This is a genomic window from Pseudomonas sp. MWU12-2020, assembly GCF_023100605.1.
GTDB lineage: Bacteria > Pseudomonadota > Gammaproteobacteria > Pseudomonadales > Pseudomonadaceae > Aquipseudomonas > Aquipseudomonas fluorescens_H.
The window spans coordinates 864,653-883,214 of the sequence record NZ_JALMEX010000001.1; the positions used below are offsets into that span (position 1 = coordinate 864,653).

Annotated in this window: 14 protein-coding genes; 4 read left to right on the forward strand and 10 right to left on the reverse strand. The window is 59.5% G+C overall.

The window, feature by feature from the left end:
- The first annotated feature begins 2 nt into the window (after window positions 1–2).
- Window positions 3–569: a CsiV family protein gene (locus M0814_RS04125; protein WP_103485790.1), complete on the forward strand. Its 567-nt coding sequence runs from the start codon at window positions 3–5 to the stop codon at window positions 567–569.
- Window positions 570–580: 11 nt separating this feature from the next.
- Window positions 581–3,271: a DEAD/DEAH box helicase gene (locus M0814_RS04130; RefSeq protein WP_103485791.1), complete on the forward strand. Its 2,691-nt coding sequence runs from the start codon at window positions 581–583 to the stop codon at window positions 3,269–3,271.
- Between the two features lie 148 nt (window positions 3,272–3,419).
- Here the strand turns inward: M0814_RS04130 and M0814_RS04135 are convergent, their stop codons facing one another.
- The 4 genes from M0814_RS04135 to M0814_RS04150 form a co-directional block, all read right to left on the reverse strand.
- On the reverse strand, window positions 3,420–6,713 hold the full coding sequence (locus tag M0814_RS04135; RefSeq protein WP_103485792.1) for a DEAD/DEAH box helicase: 3,294 nt from the start codon (window positions 6,711–6,713) through the stop codon (window positions 3,420–3,422).
- Window positions 6,714–6,722: 9 nt separating this feature from the next.
- Window positions 6,723–7,460 carry an S-methyl-5'-thioinosine phosphorylase gene (locus tag M0814_RS04140; protein WP_103485793.1) on the reverse strand — a complete coding sequence of 246 codons (738 nt, stop codon included), beginning with the start codon at window positions 7,458–7,460 and terminating at the stop codon, window positions 6,723–6,725.
- Between the two features lie 12 nt (window positions 7,461–7,472).
- Window positions 7,473–8,483 carry a beta-N-acetylhexosaminidase gene (nagZ, locus tag M0814_RS04145; protein WP_025111059.1) on the reverse strand — a complete coding sequence of 337 codons (1,011 nt, stop codon included), beginning with the start codon at window positions 8,481–8,483 and terminating at the stop codon, window positions 7,473–7,475.
- A 158-nt stretch (window positions 8,484–8,641) separates the two neighbouring features.
- A complete protein-coding gene (locus M0814_RS04150) occupies window positions 8,642–9,349 on the reverse strand; it encodes a TetR/AcrR family transcriptional regulator (RefSeq protein ID WP_007961819.1) in 708 nt (235 codons plus the stop codon).
- Window positions 9,350–9,578: 229 nt separating this feature from the next.
- Between M0814_RS04150 and lexA the strand changes: the two genes are divergently transcribed.
- Both lexA and sulA read left to right on the forward strand, forming a co-directional pair.
- Window positions 9,579–10,187 carry a transcriptional repressor LexA gene (lexA, locus tag M0814_RS04155; RefSeq protein ID WP_103485794.1) on the forward strand — a complete coding sequence of 203 codons (609 nt, stop codon included), beginning with the start codon at window positions 9,579–9,581 and terminating at the stop codon, window positions 10,185–10,187.
- A 10-nt stretch (window positions 10,188–10,197) separates the two neighbouring features.
- On the forward strand, window positions 10,198–10,671 hold the full coding sequence (sulA, locus tag M0814_RS04160) for an SOS-induced cell division inhibitor SulA (RefSeq protein ID WP_003226591.1): 474 nt from the start codon (window positions 10,198–10,200) through the stop codon (window positions 10,669–10,671).
- A 94-nt stretch (window positions 10,672–10,765) separates the two neighbouring features.
- Here the strand turns inward: sulA and M0814_RS04165 are convergent, their stop codons facing one another.
- From M0814_RS04165 to fadB, 6 genes are all read right to left on the reverse strand, one after another.
- On the reverse strand, window positions 10,766–10,999 hold the full coding sequence (locus tag M0814_RS04165; protein WP_003226592.1) for a hypothetical protein: 234 nt from the start codon (window positions 10,997–10,999) through the stop codon (window positions 10,766–10,768).
- Between the two features lie 106 nt (window positions 11,000–11,105).
- Window positions 11,106–11,630 carry a DUF6586 family protein gene (locus M0814_RS04170; protein WP_003226593.1) on the reverse strand — a complete coding sequence of 175 codons (525 nt, stop codon included), beginning with the start codon at window positions 11,628–11,630 and terminating at the stop codon, window positions 11,106–11,108.
- A 144-nt stretch (window positions 11,631–11,774) separates the two neighbouring features.
- Complete coding sequence (gene topA, locus M0814_RS04175; RefSeq protein ID WP_003226594.1) at window positions 11,775–14,405, reverse strand: type I DNA topoisomerase; 2,631 nt, start codon at window positions 14,403–14,405, stop codon at window positions 11,775–11,777.
- Window positions 14,406–14,519: 114 nt separating this feature from the next.
- Complete coding sequence (locus tag M0814_RS04180) at window positions 14,520–14,756, reverse strand: DUF1653 domain-containing protein (RefSeq protein WP_003226597.1); 237 nt, start codon at window positions 14,754–14,756, stop codon at window positions 14,520–14,522.
- 98 nt (window positions 14,757–14,854) lie between these two features.
- On the reverse strand, window positions 14,855–16,030 hold the full coding sequence (gene fadA / locus M0814_RS04185; RefSeq protein ID WP_103485795.1) for an acetyl-CoA C-acyltransferase FadA: 1,176 nt from the start codon (window positions 16,028–16,030) through the stop codon (window positions 14,855–14,857).
- A gap of 29 nt (window positions 16,031–16,059) precedes the next feature.
- A complete protein-coding gene (fadB, locus tag M0814_RS04190; protein ID WP_103485796.1) occupies window positions 16,060–18,207 on the reverse strand; it encodes a fatty acid oxidation complex subunit alpha FadB in 2,148 nt (715 codons plus the stop codon).
- Window positions 18,208–18,562: the final 355 nt, after the last annotated feature.

Genomic DNA, 18,562 nt, shown 5'->3' on the forward strand with positions numbered 1-18,562 from the left:
GCATGCGCCTGTTTCGCTCACTGACTTTGCTACTTGCCTTGGTAGCCCCTTCGGTTTTTGCCGATGACCTGTATCAGGTCGAAATGATTCTGGTACGCCAGAACGCCGTGCCAGCGATTGTCAGCCGTGCCGCCCCGGAAGACTGGGCCGCCGGCGCTCAACGCCTGGGTGATGACAGCCTGCGCACACCCGCGCTCGGCGACGTTGCCAGCAAACTCAGCGCCAGCGGTGATTACAGCGTGCTGATGCACAAGGCCTGGCAGCAGACCCTCGGCGAAGCGCCGACCAAGGTCGCCGTCAGCGACGGCAAGGAACAGTTCGGCCAGTTCCCGATCGAGGGCACCCTGGAATTGAAACTCGGGCGCTTCACCGACGTGAACGCGGACTTCTGGGTCAACCAGATCGACAGCAACGGCATGGTCACCGCCAGTGAGCGCCTGAAGCAGGACAGCCACACCAAGAACGGCCAGCTCAACTATCTCGACAACGGCCACCTGGCGCTGCTGATCAAGATCACCTCCCTGACGGCGCCCGCCCCTCGGCAAGCCCCTGAAGCGATTCCGGACTGATCGAAGTCCTTATGTCCCCGCCCCTGAGTAAACCGTTGGCACCCTCCTGGGTCAGCCGATTCAAGGAACAGAGCCTGGAGCGCGGCCGCCGCTACGCCCTGGAGAACCGGGTACGCATCGCACAGGTTGGCGATGCGACCATTACCGCCAGTTGCGAAGGCTCTGGCGGTAACGTCTACCGTCAGACCATTCACCTGCGCGAGTCAGCCAAAGACACCCTGTTGCTGGTTGACGCCACCTGTACCTGCCCGGTGCGCAACAACTGCAAACACTGCGCCGCAGTACTCCTGCAAGTGCAGGAAACCCTCGAATACCCTGCCGCTGCGAAAGACGCCGAGCTGCTGGAAAAGCTCCAGGCCGTATTGGAGAACCGTAGCCCCAAGGCGCCGCCGCAAGTGCTGGTGGACAACGTGCAACCGCTGCCGCGCCTGTGGCTGGCGAGTGTCGAGTTCAGCGCGTTCGAGCCGCGCAACGGCAAAATGCAGCGTTACATTCAGCATCGAGCGGCGCTGTCGTTCAGTTATCTGGATGAATACGTCAGTGGACAGAAAAACAGCGACATTCTTATTCGTCAGGAAACGCAGACCCTGCGGATAAAACGCCATCCGGAAGTGGAACAGTCCTACCGCGAACAGTTAAGAATCCTCGGCTTCCGTATCGCCACGCGCCAGAGCAAAGCGCTGCCGGAAAGCGCCGGCGAGCTGTACGAGATGGTCAACGACAGCGCCTGGCTGACGTTTACCCTCAACGAACTGCCGAAGCTGCGCACCCAAGGCTGGGAATTGCAGATCGACGAGGAGTTCGGTTTCGACCTGACCGCCGTCGACGACTGGTACGCCACCGTCGAACAGGCGCCGGAGCGCGACTGGTTCGATCTGGAACTGGGGATCATCGTCAATGGCGAACGCCTGAGCCTGCTGCCGATCCTGCTCAACCTGATGCGCTCGCACACGGAAATCCTCAACCCGGAACGCCTGGCGCGGCGCCGCGATGACGAGCTGATTCTGGTCAATGTGCCGCAACGCAACAGTGAGCACGGGCCGCTGCAAGTGGCGCTGCCCCTTGGCCGACTAAAACCGGTACTGGCAACGCTGGGCGAGTTCTACTTGCAGGAACCGGGCGAAACCACCCTGCGCCTGAGCAAGGCCGATGCCACGCGCCTCAATTCGCTGGAAGGCATTCCCCTGCTGTGGGAGGGCGGCGAGCAGATCCGCAGTTTCGCCCAACGCCTGCGCGACATTCGCGATTACACGGCCAAAGCGCCGAAGGGCTTGAACGCGACGTTGCGTCCTTATCAGCTCGAAGGCTTGAGCTGGATGCAGTCGCTGCGTCAGCTTGAGGTTGGCGGGATTCTGGCGGACGACATGGGCCTGGGCAAAACCCTACAGACCCTGGCGCATATTCTCAGTGAGAAAGACGCCGGACGCCTGGATCGACCGTGCATGGTGGTAATGCCCACCAGCCTGATCCCGAACTGGCTCGACGAAGCCGCGCACTTCACGCCGCAACTGAAAGTGGTCGCGCTGTACGGTGCCGGCCGCAAAAAGCATTTCGATCATCTGGCCGACTTCGACCTGATCCTCACCACATACGCGCTGCTGCCCAAGGACGTCGAACGGCTGGCACAACAGCCCTTGCACGTTCTGGTGCTCGACGAAGCCCAGTACATCAAGAACCCCAACAGCAAGGCCGCGCAGGCCGCTCGCGAACTCAACGCGCGCCAGCGCCTGTGCCTGAGTGGCACACCGCTGGAAAACCACCTCGGCGAGTTGTGGTCGTTGTTCCACTTTCTGCTGCCGGGCTGGCTGGGCGATGTCAAAAGCTTCAATGCCGACTACCGCGTGCCGATCGAAAAACGCGCCAGCGAAGTCAGGCTGCAGCACCTCAATGGGCGGATAAAACCGTTTCTGCTGCGCCGCACCAAGGAACAGGTAGCCACCGAACTGCCGCCCAAAACCGAGATCATCCACTGGGTCGATCTCAATGAGGCGCAGCGCGACGTTTACGAAACCATGCGCCTGGCGATGGACAAGAAAGTCCGCGACGAGATCACTCGCAAAGGCGTGGCGCGTAGCCAGATCATCATTCTTGAAGCCCTGCTCAAGCTGCGTCAGGTCTGCTGCGATCTGCGCCTGGTCAACGACGCCACCCTGCCCGCGCGCGGCAGCACCTCGGGCAAACTCGACAGCCTGATGGAAATGCTCGAAGAGCTGTTCGAAGAAGGTCGGCGGATTCTGTTGTTCTCGCAGTTCACCTCGATGCTGTCACTGATCGAAGACGAACTGAAAAAACGCAACGTGGCCTACGCCTTGCTGACGGGCCAGACCCGCGATCGGCGCACGCCGGTGAAGGAATTCCAGAGCGGCAAGCGCCAGATCTTTCTGATCAGCCTGAAGGCCGGCGGCGTCGGCTTGAACCTGACCGAAGCGGATACGGTGATCCATTACGATCCGTGGTGGAACCCTGCCACCGAGAACCAGGCGACTGACCGCGCGTATCGAATCGGCCAGGAGAAACCGGTGTTCGTCTACAAGATGATCGCCCGGGGCACAGTGGAAGAGAAGATTCAGCACCTGCAGAAGGAAAAGTCTGACCTGGCAGCGGGCGTACTGGATGGGCGCAAGGCCGGGGACTGGAAACTGCAGAGCGATGATATTGAAGCGCTGTTTGCGCCGTTGCCGGACAAGTTCGACAAGCGTTGAGATGCGTTTTTTCCGATAAATTGCCATCGCTGGCCAGCCAGCTCCCACGGTGCTTTGCGTTGAGCACTAATTTGTGAACATTACAAAACCTGTGGGAGCTGGCTTGCCAGCGATGGGGCCATCAGATGTCGAACTCTGACCTGGACAGTCAACCCTTGGAAACCGGCAGCGGCGCAAACAGCGCCTCGATGTCACTCTGCTCCAGCTTGAACCCACCTGTCGTACCCCCTTCCAGCACCGCCCCGGCCAGCGCAGCCTTCTCCTGCTGCAGCGCCTGGATTTTTTCCTCCACGGTACCTTTGGCAATCAACTTGTAAACAAACACCGGATTGTTCTGCCCGATACGATAAGCGCGATCAGTTGCCTGACTCTCCACCGCCGGGTTCCACCAAGGGTCGAAGTGGATCACCGTGTCCGCAGCCGTCAGGTTCAGACCGGTACCGCCAGCCTTGAGGCTGATGAGGAACAACGGCACCTTGCCGCCCTGGAAATTCTTGACTGGCGTGCGCCGGTCGGTGGTGTCGCCAGTCAGCAACGAATAATCGATAGCGCGCTGCTGCAACTCCTGCTCGATCAGCGCCAGCATCGAGGTGAACTGGGAGAACAGCAGGATGCGCCGACCTTCGCCGAGCAACTCTTCGAGCATCTCCATCAGGCTGATCAGCTTGCCGCTGCCCGAGCGCAATGCCTTCGCCGTGAGCGGCATGTTGATCAAGCGCAGATCGCAGCAGACCTGACGCAGCTTGAGCAAGGCATCAAGAATGATGATCTGACTGCGCGCCACACCACTGCGGGCAATTTCGTCGCGCACTTTTTTGTCCATCGCCACGCGCACCGTTTCATAGACGTCGCGCTGGCCGTCGCTGAGTTCAACCCAATGGATGATTTCGGTTTTCGGCGGCAGCTCAGTGGCGACCTGATCTTTCTTGCGACGCAGCAGAAATGGCTTGATGCGCGCCGTCAGGTGCTGCATGCGCTGGACATTGCCATGCTTCTCGATCGGTGTGCGGTAATCGCGGTTGAAGGATTTGCTGTCGCCCAGCCAGCCAGGCATGAGGAAATGAAACTGCGACCAGAGCTCGCCGAGATGGTTTTCCAGTGGCGTGCCGCTCAGACACAAGCGCTGACGGGCCTGCAAGTCACGTGCGGCCTGCGCCGCTTTGCTCAGCGGGTTCTTGATGTTCTGCGCTTCGTCGAGAATCAGTACGCTCCACGACTGCGGCCGCAACGTTTCAAGATCCCTGGGCAGCAACGCGTAAGTGGTCAGCACCAAGTCGTATTCGGCGAGATTGGCGAAGTCTTTTTGCCGCCCGGCCCCATGCAGCGCCAGGACCTTCAACTGAGGCGTGAAGCGCTGTGCCTCGTCGAGCCAGTTGGGAATCAGGCTGGTCGGCATCACCGCCAGTGCCGGGCAATCGAGGCGCCCGGCGTGCTTTTCCGTGAGCAGATGCGCCAGGGTCTGCAGGGTTTTGCCCAAGCCCATGTCATCGCCAAGAATGCCGCCGACCTCCAGCTCCCGCAGAGTCTGCATCCAGCCAAGGCCTTCGAGCTGATACGGGCGCAGTTGCGCATTAAGGCCGGCCGGCGCAGCAATGTGAGTGTGACTGGAATTGTGCAGCCGCTTGGCAAAAGTCCGCAGGCGTTCGCCGCCCTGCCATTCCAGTGGCACGCCATCGAGCATACTCAGGCGCGCGGCGTCTGGAGCAGTCAAGCGCAGCGCATCGCCCTGATGTCCGCCCAGGTACAGCTCGCCCAGCGTCGCCATCAGCGGTTTGACCCGGCTCAGCGGCAACGCCACCTTGGCGCCTGCCGGGTCGCCAAAACCGCTGGGTTTGAGTTCGATCAGGAGTTTTTCGTCGTCGCTGCGTTGCGCCAGATTCACCGGGTCGAGCAAACGTGGCTGGGTGCGCAACAGATGCAGAAGGATGGGCAACAAGCTGTAGCGCTCGCCATTGACGACGATGCCCAGTTGCAGATCAAACCATTGATGCCCGGCCTCTTCTTCGACCTCCGCGTACCAGTGTTCAACCGGCTGCACATCGAAATGGAAGCCGGGACTGATTTCGATTTCCCAGTCCGCGGCGCGCAGTGTGGCAAGCCCTTCATGCATGAATCCGAGCCAGGCGGAATCATCCGGCAAAGTGAACATCTCGCCGGGACGATCCATAGCGCTCTTGCGCGTGGCTTTTTTGAAGCCGTGCTTTTGCAGGCTCTGGCGCAGCTTCTTTTCCATCGCAGGCTGGCGCCGAATGCGCTGGGTTTCAGGGCCGTTGAGGATCATCACTTCCGGATTACGATCCACCGCCGGATGACCGTTGTAGGTAAACACCAGAGCGGCGCGGTGCTCCAGAACGTATTCCCAGCGCGAACGCTCCCGGCCGCTGACCAAGGTCAGTTGCGGCTGCGGAAACACGTCATCGATGATTCGTTCGGTGAGTTTGTGCGGCGGCGGGATTTTGGTCATCGCGCTCATGCGATGGCTGAACTGCATCGCCTGACGCGCGGGGATGTCTGGGGCGAGGGTCAAATGGCAGGCCAGTTTTTCTTCCAGCTCACTGAACAGAGGGCCAACCTGTCGCTGCTCACGATCGAGGTAATAAAGCGGCTCCAGCGCCAGCACGGTTTCCTGCGCAGCCTCGGCACTGCTCCACTGGGCGCGGAACCCACCGTCGGCCTGCTCGGCCCAAGAGAACAGACCCATGCGTTTCGCGCCCGGCGTCAGTGGCTGCAGGTTTTCGAAGTCGAGGAACAGGCGCGAGGTGCGCAGGAGCATTTCCAGCATTTCCGCGCCACTGCTGCCTTCCAGCGGATAGCCGCTGTAATAGGCGTGATGGGAATGCATGGCGACCAACAGCCTGGCGACGCGCAGATCCAGTTCGGACAGATAACCGGGCTGGCGCATGAGCATGTCCGACAGCGAATACATCGGTTTTACTTCGCGTAACTCGCCGCTCTTGAGCTGATATACCTTGAAAATATCGAGCAGCCACTTGCCGTTCGCAGACGTGGGTTTGAGTTTGTAAAACAGGCGCGTGCCCGCGGTTTGCGCGCCTTCGTCGACGGGCCGGGACGGGACGGGGACTGTCGAAAGCCAATGCTCGAGCGCCCGACCCAAGGGGATCTGTGCGTCACTTTCGGACGTATCGTCGTCAATGCCCTGCAGGTGATAGAGCACCGCCGCGCAGTGCTTGCAATCAATCACGACGGGGCAGGTGCACAAGCAACGCAAATTAACCGATCCCAGGCGATCTTCGGACAGGTAGATGCTTTGTTCATATGCCTGAGTTTCCGAACCGACGCAGAACGCCTCGATCTTCCTGTCATCGATCTCGATGATCTCTACCCGATCATCGGCAGCATAAGCGCGGGCCTTGGCCAACGCCTTACTACTGAATGCGTCAGTCCATGCCAGCCCTTTAAGCCGCTCGATGAAAGTGGTCATGGACAGTCCTTAGCTGGCCAACACCCGCGCCAACGTCGATTTCACCTTGCCCATTCCGTCATGCAGCGCCTGCTCGATCTCGGCCATGGTAATCACCGCCGTGGTCTTGCCTGCTGCCGGGTTCACCACCAGCGACAGGCAGGCGTAATCCAGATCCAGCTCACGGGCCAATGCCGCTTCCGGCATGCCGGTCATGCCGACGATGTCGCAACCGTCACGCTCCAGACGCACGATCTCCGCCACGGTTTCCAGACGCGGGCCCTGGGTGCAGGCGTACACGCCCTGATCGCTGTATTCGCAGCCTTCGGCAGCCAGCGCGGCGATCAATTGCTGACGCAGCGGCTCACTGTAAGGGAAGCTGAAATCGATATGGGTGACGTGCTCCAGATCATCGGCGAAAAACGTGTGTTCACGGCCACTGGTGTAATCAACGATCTGATGCGGCACGCAGAAATGGCCGGTGCCCATCGCCGGATGAATCCCGCCCACCGCATTGACCGCGATGATCGCCTCGGCGCCGGCCTGCTTCAGCGCCCACAGGTTGGCGCGGTAGTTGACCTTGTGCGGCGGGAAACGGTGCGGATGGCCGTGACGGGCGAGGAACAACACTTCCTTGCCGGCGTACTCGCCGATTTGCACCTCGGCCGAAGGCGCACCGTAAGGGGTGTCCACCGCCAACGACTGACGAATGCTCAAGCCTTCGAGCTGGGTCAGGCCGGTGCCACCGATGATTGCGTAAACCGTCATAACGAAGAGTCCTTAATCGATCAATTGAGCGTCTTTTAGCGCGCCGATGGCGGTGAGCCAGCGCGGATCCTGACGGTAGTCGGTGCTGGCGAACGCCTGTCCGCGCATCCGCGCAATACGCGCGGACGGCTTGACCTTCATCCGTTGCGCAGCACTCAGGGCCAGTTCGGCTGCAGCGCGGTCGTTGCACACCAGGCCCATGTCGCAACCGGCGCTGAGCGCGGCTTCAATGCGACTGGCGGCGTCGCCGACCACATGGGCGCCGGCCATCGACAGGTCGTCGCTGAAGATCACGCCGTCGAACTGCAACTCGCCGCGCAGGATGTCCTGCAACCAACGGCGGGAGAACCCGGCCGGCTGCGAATCGACTTGCGGATAGATGACGTGCGCCGGCATGACCGCTGCCAATTGCTTGCTGAGTCTGGCGAACGGTACGAGGTCGTTGGCACGAATCTCGTCGAGGCTGCGTTCGTCATTCGGGATCGCGACGTGGGAGTCGGCTTCGGCCCAACCGTGACCGGGGAAATGCTTGCCGGTAGCGGCCATGCCCGCGCTGTTCATGCCGCGGATGAAGGCGCCGGCGAGCAACGCGGCGCGCTCGGGATCCCCTTCGAACGAACGCGTGCCAACCACGGCGCTGCGCTGGTAATCCAGATCCAGCACCGGGGCGAAACTCAGGTCGAGGCCGACCGCCAGCACTTCGGTGGCCATGATCCAGCCGCATTGTTCGGCGAGGTATTCGGCGTTCGGGTTGTCGGCAATGGCGCGCATCGCCGGCAGGCGCACGAAGCCCTGACGCAGACGCTGCACGCGACCGCCCTCCTGGTCGACCGCCAGCAGCAGATCCGGGCGAATGGCGCGGATGGCGGCGCTCAACTCACGCACCTGGCGCGGATGCTCGATGTTGCGGGCAAAAATGATCAGGCCGCCCACTTCGGGCTGACGCAACAATTGGCGATCCTCGGCCGTCAGCCAGGTACCGGCGACGTCCACCATCAACGAGCCTTGCAGGCCAGCAGTCATAGAGATTCCTTGAAAACGAAAAACCCGATTCGCACGACATCGCCACCGAGAGCGGTGCCCGGCAGGTTGGCGATGTCGATAGGAAACGGGTTCAGAACGAGAGTCGGCATGGGCGGCTAGCTTAGCGGATGTAAACTGCCGCGCCCACCCGTGTGCGGTTAAACCTTGGCGGCTACCGGGGTCGATTTGCTGCGCGGACGAAGTTGCGCAGTCGCCATGGCCGGGTCGGTGACACCGGTTTCGGCACGCATGCCGGCGGCAAGGAACGGCACCATCAGACGCATCACCTGTTCAATCGAGGTGTTGACGCCGAAATCGGTCTCGGCAATCGCACGCAAGGCCTTGATCCCGGACATGCTGAACGCCGCAGCGCCGAGCATGAAGTGCACGCGCCAGAACAGTTCGATAGGTGGAATGCGCGGAGCCGCTTCGTTGACCAGCAGCATGTAGCGGCGGAACACCTTGCCGTACATGTCTTCCAGATAGCGACGCAAGTGGCCTTGGCTCTGACTGAACGCCAGGCCGAGCAAACGCATGAAGATCGACAGATCGTTACCGCTGCGTGGCTGCACCACGAGCGCCTGTTCGACGAGAATTTCCAGCAGTTCTTCAAGGGTCGGCTTGTTTTCAGGCTTGGCCTGGCGACGCTCGAGCTCCTTATCGAGGCTGATGCAGAACGGCCCGAGGAAGCGCGAGAAAACCGCCTGGATCAGCGCTTTCTTGGAGCCGAAATGATAGTTCACCGCCGCCAGGTTTACTCCGGCTTTGCTGGTGATCAAACGCAATGAGGTTTCCGCGAAACCTTTCTCCGCGAACAACTGCTCGGCAGCATCAAGAATGCGTTCAACGGTTTCCGACTGGGCCATGGCTACTCCGCCTGACAAACACTTGTTTGAAACATACGTTTCAGCCTGTGCCTTGTCAAGCCTGCCAGTCCGTTTTGGGAATGGTCGGTCAGCTATTTAACCACACTGGACCGCTCCTTTAATAAGCACGGCTGCCGACCGTCCGGCAGCCTGCAAAAAAACGGGCATTGCCAAGACCGCTTCACTGTATATAATCCCAGTCACTGTATAAAAAGACAGAGCGATCAATATGCTAAAGCTGACGCCACGCCAAGCCGAGATTCTGGCCTTTATCAAACGCTGCCTCGAAGACAACGGCTACCCGCCAACCCGCGCGGAAATCGCTCAGGAACTGGGGTTCAAGTCGCCCAACGCGGCGGAAGAACACCTCAAGGCCCTGGCCCGCAAGGGTGCGATCGAGATGACCCCGGGCGCCTCCCGCGGCATTCGCATTCCCGGGTTTGAAGCCAAGACTGACGACTCTACCCTGCCGATCATTGGCCGGGTCGCCGCCGGTGCACCGATCCTCGCCCAGCAGCACATCGAAGAGTCCTGCAATATCAACCCCGCGTTCTTCCACCCTCGCGCTGATTACCTGCTGCGCGTACACGGCATGAGCATGAAGGACATCGGTATTTTCGACGGTGACCTGCTGGCGGTTCACACCACCCGCGAAGCACGCAATGGTCAGGTCGTGGTTGCGCGAATCGGCGACGAAGTCACCGTCAAGCGCTTCAAGCGCGAAGGCAGCAAAGTCTGGCTGATTGCCGAAAACCCCGAGTTCGCCCCTATCGAAGTCGACCTGAAAGATCAGGAACTGGTGATCGAAGGCTTGAGTGTCGGCGTAATCCGCCGCTAAAGGAGGCTTTATGCAGTTCCCACACACACCTCAGCAAACACAACTGCCGTTATTCGAAGCGTTTCTGGCACAACCGATGGCGCCGATCCTGAAAGATGTGGTCGAGCGCCCATGGATTGCCGAACCGGAAGTATTCAGCGAGCTGTCACTGCGCGGTGCAGCCGGGAACTGCCTGAACCTGCTAGCCCCGATCCTGCGCGAACTGAGCGAAGATCAGGACGCGCGCTGGCTGACGCTGATTGCCCCTCCTGCCAGCCTGACCCAGATCTGGCTGCGCGAGGCCGGCCTGAACCGTGAACGCATTCTGCTGCTGCAACCACGTGGCGCGCAAAGCGCCCAGCAACTGGCCTGCGAAGCATTGCGTCTGGGTCGTAGTCACACGGTGGTGACCTGGCTCAACCCGCTGAACACAAGCTCACGACAGCAGTTGATCAGTGCTGCGCGCACGGGCGACGCTCAGAGTCTGAATATTCGATTGGGTTGATTCACTTGTGACACGCGCTGTGTGAAGCGCATGGCTTCTCCAAGGACAGAGAAGCCGATCTGATGCGGTAACAGCAAACGCCGACAGGCGGGGCTCAGTGAAGAACCCGCGGCCCTTCTTCCTTATCAAATTCGCCTTCAACCATACGACCGGCCATCTGCACGCCGACGCTCAACATCGCCTTGGCGATTTCCACGTGCTGGCCTTGCAGGAACGCCTTGGCATCCTCGGAGAAATCCAGCGTCACCAGAGACCCCTCGTCCTCAGCCCTGCGCAGTTCGATTCGGCCGTCTGGTAACTCGACAATTTCTAGAAAGGACGTTGGCATATAGGTCTGTTCTCCACGAAAGGCAGGGATTATATAGACATCATTCAGGCTTCGCTCGGTATCTTGACCAGCAGCATGTTTCAGATTGCCACCGTGTCAATTGTCCTCAGCATTCGTTCAAGCCTTCGCGAAAGCGGATGGCCAGGCCTTTGAGATTCTGCCGCCAGCTCTCCAGCTCTTCGCGACTCAACTCTTGCGGCGTTTCTTCTTCATCCAGATTAACGGCCTGAATCAATGGCTGTGTCACATCACCCTTGGGCTTGTGTGGCACCCGTGGCGGCTGAAACAACGCCGAGTGCGCCGCCAGCAGTTTCGCCAGCCAGGTTTCAGGATTGCCCGCCAACTCGATCATCTCGGCCAGCTCAGGGATCGCAATCGATTCCAGGACTTCGCGAGTCAGCAACGCTTCCGCTCGCGACGCATTAGCCTGAGGCAGACGGTAGAAACCGGCGATCTCATGGCACAGCCCCAGAAGCGCGCCATAGAGGTGAAACAACGCCGATTCACGCCCAGCTTGAATCAACGCCAACGAATTCATCGCCCGCCCCTCTTCGGCGCGAGCCAGAGCGTCCAGCGACAGGCCGGCGAAATAGATCTTCTGATTGGTGCGGGTATAGAGTTCGTGCGCCATGCCGGCAGTCTCCACAGCGAAATAATTGCGTCACACAGACCCGACAGTGTCATGGATCAACGGATCCGACCGCAAGCACAAAACAAAAAGGCCGCATGAAAACCCGAGGGTCATCATGCGGCCTTTTGTGTATCAGGCTAACGCTTACTCGGCCTTGGCTTTCGTGCGCTTGTCTTCAACAGTCCACTTGCCACCGTCGTAATAAGCCTTCCAGCCGGTAGGCTTGCCGTCGACCTCGGTCTGCACGTATTGCTCCTTGGTCTTGCGGCTGTAACGGATGACCGCTGGCAGACCATCAGGATCCTTCTGCGGTGCTTCGCAGAGGAAATGGTACTTCGGATCGATCTCGTCCTTGTGCGGCAGAATCTCGATCACCAGCGGAGCACGAGTCTCGCGGTTTTTCGGGAACTGGCTGGCCGCCAGGAACAGACCGGAAGCACCGTCGCGCAGGATGTAGGTGTCGTTGACCTTTTCGCATTTCAGCTCAGGCATCTTCACCGGATCCATCTTCGGCGGCGCCGCATCACCGCTCTTGAGCAGTTTGCGGGTGTTCTTGCAGGTCGGATTGGTGCAACCGAAGAACTTGCCGAAGCGGCCGGTCTTGAGCTGCATCTCGCTGCCGCACTTGTCGCATTCCAGGCTCGGACCTTCGTAGCCCTTGATACGGTAGTTGCCCTCTTCGATTTCGTAGCCGGCGCAATCCGGGTTGTTACCGCAGATGTGCAGCTTGCGCTTCTCGTCGAGCAGGTAAGCGTCCATCGCCGTGCTGCAGATCGGGCAGCGATGCTTGCCGCGCAGCACCAGCGACTCCGATTCACCCTCGTCGTCCGCCGCAATCTCGTCGCCCGGAACCAGGTTGACGGTGGCCTTGCAGCGCTCTTTTGGTGGCAGGCTGTAACCCGAGCAACCGAGGAACACGCCAGTCGATGCGGTACGAATCTGCATCGGACGACCGCACGTGGTGCACGGAATGTCAGTCATGACCGGCTGGTTGGCACGCATGCCGTTGTCCGGGTTTTCGGCCACTTCGAGCTTTTTCTTGAAGTCGCCGTAGAACTCGTCCAGCACGTTTTTCCAGTCGCGCTCGCCCTGAGCCACGTCATCGAGGTTCTCTTCCATGCCGGCGGTGAAGCCGTAGTCCATGAGATTCGAGAAGCTCTCCGACAGACGTTCGGTGACGATGTCGCCCATCTTTTCCGAATAGAAACGACGGTTGTGCAGGGTCACGTAGCCGCGATCCTGAATGGTCGAAATGATCGCCGCGTAGGTCGAAGGACGACCGATGCCGCGTTTTTCCATTTCTTTCACCAGACTGGCTTCCGAGTAACGGGCCGGCGGCTTGGTGAAGTGCTGCGATGGATCAAGCTTGATCAGCTTCATCACGTCGCCCTGCGCCATGTCCGGCAGAACGTCGTCATCGCCAGGCTTGGCGATCTGCGGCATGACGCGGGTATAACCGTCGAACTTGAGGATGCGGCCCTTGGCGCGCAGCTCGAAATCCCCAGCGGCGACACTGACGGTGGTCGACAGGTACTGCGCAGGCAGCATCTGGCAGGCGAGGAACTGGCGCCAGATCAGCTCGTAGAGGCGCTCTGCGTCACGCTCCATGCCCGCAAGTTTGCTCGGCGTGGTGTTGGCGTCAGACGGACGAATCGCTTCGTGAGCCTCTTGTGCGCCTTCCTTGCTGCTGTAGACGTTCGGCGTTTCCGGCAGGTACTTCTTGCCGAACTCGTCTTCGATGTAAGTGCGCGCCATTGCCACGGCATCAGCCGAAAGATTGGTCGAGTCGGTACGCATATAAGTGATGTAGCCGGCTTCGTACAGACGCTGGGCCATCATCATGGTTTTCTTCACGCCGAAGCCCAGGCGGTTGCTCGCGGCCTGCTGCAGGGTTGACGTGATGAACGGCGCCGACGGCTTGCTGCTGGTCGGTTTGTCTTCGCGCTTGACGATGCTGTAGCTGGAAGACTTGAGCTTCTCCAGCGCGGCCGTGGCCTGGGCTTCGTTGAGCGGCTTGAAGGCTTCGCCCTTCTCGCGAGCCACTTCGAAGCGTACGGTCGAGCCTTTGGCGGTGCCGAGATCAGCGTGCACTTCCCAGTATTCTTCCGGGTTGAATGCGCGAATCTCGCGCTCACGCTCGACCACCAGCTTCACGGCAACCGATTGCACGCGACCGGCCGACAGACCACGGGCGATTTTGGCCCATAGCAGCGGCGAGACCATGTAACCCACAACGCGGTCGAGGAAACGACGCGCCTGCTGGGCATTTACACGATCGATGTCCAGCTCGCCCGGCTCGGAGAAGGCTTCCTGAATCGCCTTCTTGGTGATTTCGTTGAACACCACGCGCTTGTAGCGGCTGTCATCACCACCGATGGCTTCGCGCAGGTGCCAGGCAATGGCTTCCCCCTCGCGATCCAAGTCGGTTGCGAGATAGATGGTGTCAGCATCCTTGGCGAGCCGGCGCAGCTCTTCGATGACCTTTTCCTTGCCCGGGAGGATCTCGTACTTGGCTTTCCAGCCGTGTTCCGGATCGACACCCATACGCGAGACCAGCTGCTTGCGCGCCTTCTCTTTCGGCGTGAGCACCGGCCCTTCACCTGCGGCAGCCTTGCCGCGCTTGGCGGCTGGCTCTTTGCTGGCGCTAGCCGAACCGCTGGTGGGCAGGTCTCGGATATGGCCGATACTCGACTTCACCACGTATTGGTTACCCAGATACTTGTTGATGGTCTTGGCCTTAGCCGGGGATTCCACAATGACCAGCGATTTGCCCATGGATCAGAAAATTCCTGAATTCTAGAAGTGAAAGGCGGTTGGCGCCTGACGCGGCACCGCTATATATAGTTGATACAAGGTGAGGTCAAGCGCAGGGTTCTGCACGCACTCGTCTCATACCTTGGAAAAAAGGCTCGGTTCGGCTTGCACCAAAGCAAAGCGTGGCACCTGCTCGCCGTCAACCTCGACCGACTCCAGAAACATGCTCAAGGGGCGCACCCAAAAGCCGTATTCGCCATACAGGGCTTGGTAAAACACCACTTCTTCTTCGGTCTCGGAATGCCGCGCAACACTGAATACGCGGTACTGCGGCCCCTTGTAATGTTGGTAGAGCCCAGGTTGTATCGGCATGCTTCGGCCCTCACTCAAATTTTTTCAAAATAAATACAAAATAAATCCACAAAAACAAAAACCGGGGCACTTGGCCCCGGCTTCCATCGACGAGACGCTTAAACGCGTTCGAAGACGGTGGAGATGCCTTGGCCGAGACCAATGCACATGGTAGCCACCCCGAAGGTGCCGCCATTCTGCTTCATCACGTTCAGCAAGGTGCCGGAAATACGGGCACCGGAGCAACCGAACGGGTGACCCAGGGCGATCGCGCCGCCGTGCAGGTTAACCCTCTCGTTCATCTTGTCGAGCACTTTCAGATCTTTCAGCACTGGCAGGGCCTGTGCAGCGAAAGCTTCGTTGAGCTCAAAGAAGTCGATATCGTTGATGCCAAGGCCCGCACGCTTCAGAGCTTTTTGTGTAGCCGGAACTGGACCATAGCCCATGATCGCCGGATCCACACCCGCCACTGCCATCGAACGGATCACGGCCATCGGCTGGATCCCCAGATCCTGCGCACGCTGCGCCGACATCACGATCATGCACGAAGCACCATCGGTGATCTGCGACGAAGTACCGGCAGTCACGGTGCCGCCCTTTGGATTGAAGGCAGGCTTGAGGGCCGCCAGACTTTCCAGGGTGGTTTCCGGACGAATGGTTTCGTCGTAGTCGTACAGCTTCAGGAAGCCGTTTTCGTCGTAACCCTGCATCGGGATGATTTCGTCTTTGAACTTGCCTTCCACAGTCGCCTTATGAGCGAGCTGGTGGGAGCGCACGCCAAAGGCGTCCTGCTGCTCACGGGTGATGCCATGCATCTTGCCGAGCATTTCTGCAGTCAGACCCATCATGCCCGAGGCTTTCGCCGCGTACAGCGACATATGCGGGTTCGGATCAACACCGTGCATCATGCTCACGTGGCCCATATGCTCGACGCCACCAACCACGAATACGTCACCGTTGCCGGTCATGATCGCTTGCGCCGCCGTGTGCAGAGCACTCATCGACGAGCCGCACAGACGGCTGACGGTCTGGCCGGCCGAGGTGTGCGGGATCTGGGTCATCAGCGACGCCATGCGTGCGATGTTCCAGCCCTGCTCCAGGGTCTGGTTTACACAGCCCCAGATCACGTCCTCGACTTCAGCAGGATCGACCTTGGCGTTGCGTTCCAGCAGTTTGCTGATCAGGTGTGCCGACATGTCTTCGGCACGGGTGTTGCGGTGCATGCCGCCCTTGGAGCGGCCCATCGGCGTACGACCGAAGTCGACAATCACGACGTCTCTAGGATTCAAGCTCATAAGTTCACTCTCACTCTAGTTGGGGGCGCTTAACCGAAGAAGCTCTGGCCGTTTTTGGCCATTTCGCGCAGCTTCGCGGTCGGGTGGTACAGCGCGCCCAAATCAGCGTACTGGTCAGCCAGGGCAACGAACTCGGCAACACCGATCGAATCGATGTAGCGCAGCGCACCGCCACGGAATGGAGGGAAACCGATACCGTAAACCAGACCCATGTCGGCTTCGGCGGCAGTTTCAACGATGCCATCTTCCAGGCAGCGCACGGTTTCCAGGCACAGCGGGATCATCATCCAGTTGATGATGTCTTCGTCAGTGACTTCGCGCTGCTCATAAACGATCGGCTTGAGCACTTCGAGTACCGCCGGATCGGCGACTTTCTTTTGCTTGCCTTTCTTGTCGGCCTCGTAGGCGTAGAAGCCCTTGCCGTTCTTCTGCCCCAGGCGTTTGGCTTCGTACAGCACGTCGATGGCCGAACGACGGTCATCCTTCATGCGATCCGGGAAACCTTCAGCCATCACGTCACGACCGTGGTGACCGGTGTCGATGCCGACCACGTCCATCAGGTACGCCGGGCCCATTGGCCAGCCGAATTTTTCCATGACCTTGTCGATGCGGACGAAGTCCACGCCGGCGCTGACCAGTTTGGCGAAGCCGCCGAAGTACGGGAACAGAACGCGGTTGACCAGGAAGCCCGGGCAGTCGTTGACGACGATCGGGTTCTTGCCCATTTTCTTGGCGTAGGCAACGGTGGTGGCAATCGCCAGCTCGCTGGACTTCTCGCCACGGATCACTTCCACCAGCGGCATCATGTGCACCGGGTTGAAGAAGTGCATGCCGACGAAGTTTTCCGGACGCTTGAGGGCCTTGGCCAGCAGGCTGATGGAAATGGTCGAGGTGTTGGACGCGAGGATGGTGTCCTCTTTGACTTTGTCTTCGACTTCAGCCAGTACCGCTTGCTTGACCTTCGGGTTCTCGACCACAGCCTCTACAACCAGGTCGACGTGACCGAAGTCGCCGTAAGACAGGGTCGGACGAATGCCGTTGAGCACTTCAGCCATTTTCGCAGCAGTCATGCGGCCTTTATCAACGCGGCCAACCAGCAGTTTCGCGGCTTCGGCCAGACCCTGCTCGATACCGTGCTCGTTGATGTCCTTCATCAGGATCGGCGTACCTTTGGAGGCCGACTGATAGGCGATGCCGCCACCCATGATGCCGGCGCCCAGTACGGCAGCCTGCTTCACGTCCTTGGCGATTTCGTCGTAGGCCTTGGCCTTTTTCTTCAGCTCCTGATCGTTCAGGAACAGACCGATCAAGCTCTGCGCGGCAGAGGTCTTGGCCAGTTTGACGAAACCTGCTGCTTCGACTTCCAGCGCCTTGTCACGACCGAAGTTCGCGGCTTTCTGGATAGTCTTGATCGCTTCGACCGGCGCCGGGTAGTTCGGGCCAGCCTGACCGGCCACGAAACCTTTGGCGGTTTCGAAAGCCATCATTTGTTCAATGGCGTTGAGCTTGAGCTTTTCCAGCTTCGGCTGACGCTTGGCCTTGTAATCGAACTCGCCGGAGATGGCACGCTTGATCAGTTCAAGGGCAGCTTCCTGCAGCTTCTCTGGAGCAACCACGGCGTCGACGGCGCTGACTTTCAGCGCGTCTTCAGGACGGTTTTCCTTGCCGGCGGCAATCCACTCGATGGCGTTATCGACGCCGATCAGACGTGGCAGACGCACGGTACCGCCGAAGCCCGGGTAGATGCCCAGTTTGACTTCCGGCAGACCGATCTTGGCCTTGGTCGACATGACGCGGTAGTCCGCAGCCAGGCACATTTCCAGACCGCCACCCAGAGCGATGCCGTTGATCGCGGCCACGGTCGGAACGTTGAGGTCTTCGAAATCGCTGAAGATCTTGTTGGCTTCGAGATTGCCAGCAACCAGCTCGGCATCCGGCAGCTTGAAGTTGTCGACAAATTCGGTGATGTCGGCGCCGACGATGAACACGTCCTTGCCACTGCTGACGATCACGCCCTTGATCGAAGCATCTGCCTTGATGGTGTCCACGGCCTGACGCAGTTCGTTCAGGGTAAGACGGTTGAACTTGTTGACGGACTCACCCTTGAGGTCGAATTTCAATTCGACGATGCCACTTTCAAGAGCTTTAACCGTGATGGCTTTACCTTCGTAAATCATCAACTGATCTCCACGATATGGAAGCTGAACAGTACACGTCGGACGCAGGTAAATGGCTCGGCAGGACGCTTTTTCGTCGATGCTGACGCCAATCCACCCGGCACACCCGCCAACGCGATAGTCGGGATTCTGTAGGAGCAGTCTGTAAGACAAACGCTCAATTCATACGCCCGTTTGATTTGGGTACGTCACCTTCACGGAATTTCCAACAATTGTCAATCGCCCAAAATACGGGTGGAAATGCGACTTTGCGGTCACTTCCGTCGCACGCAGAGCTGCAATACGCCTCTGCATGCAAAGCCATTCATAGAATCAATAGTTAGAAAAGTCGCCCTAATTCGCAACGAGCCCTGTT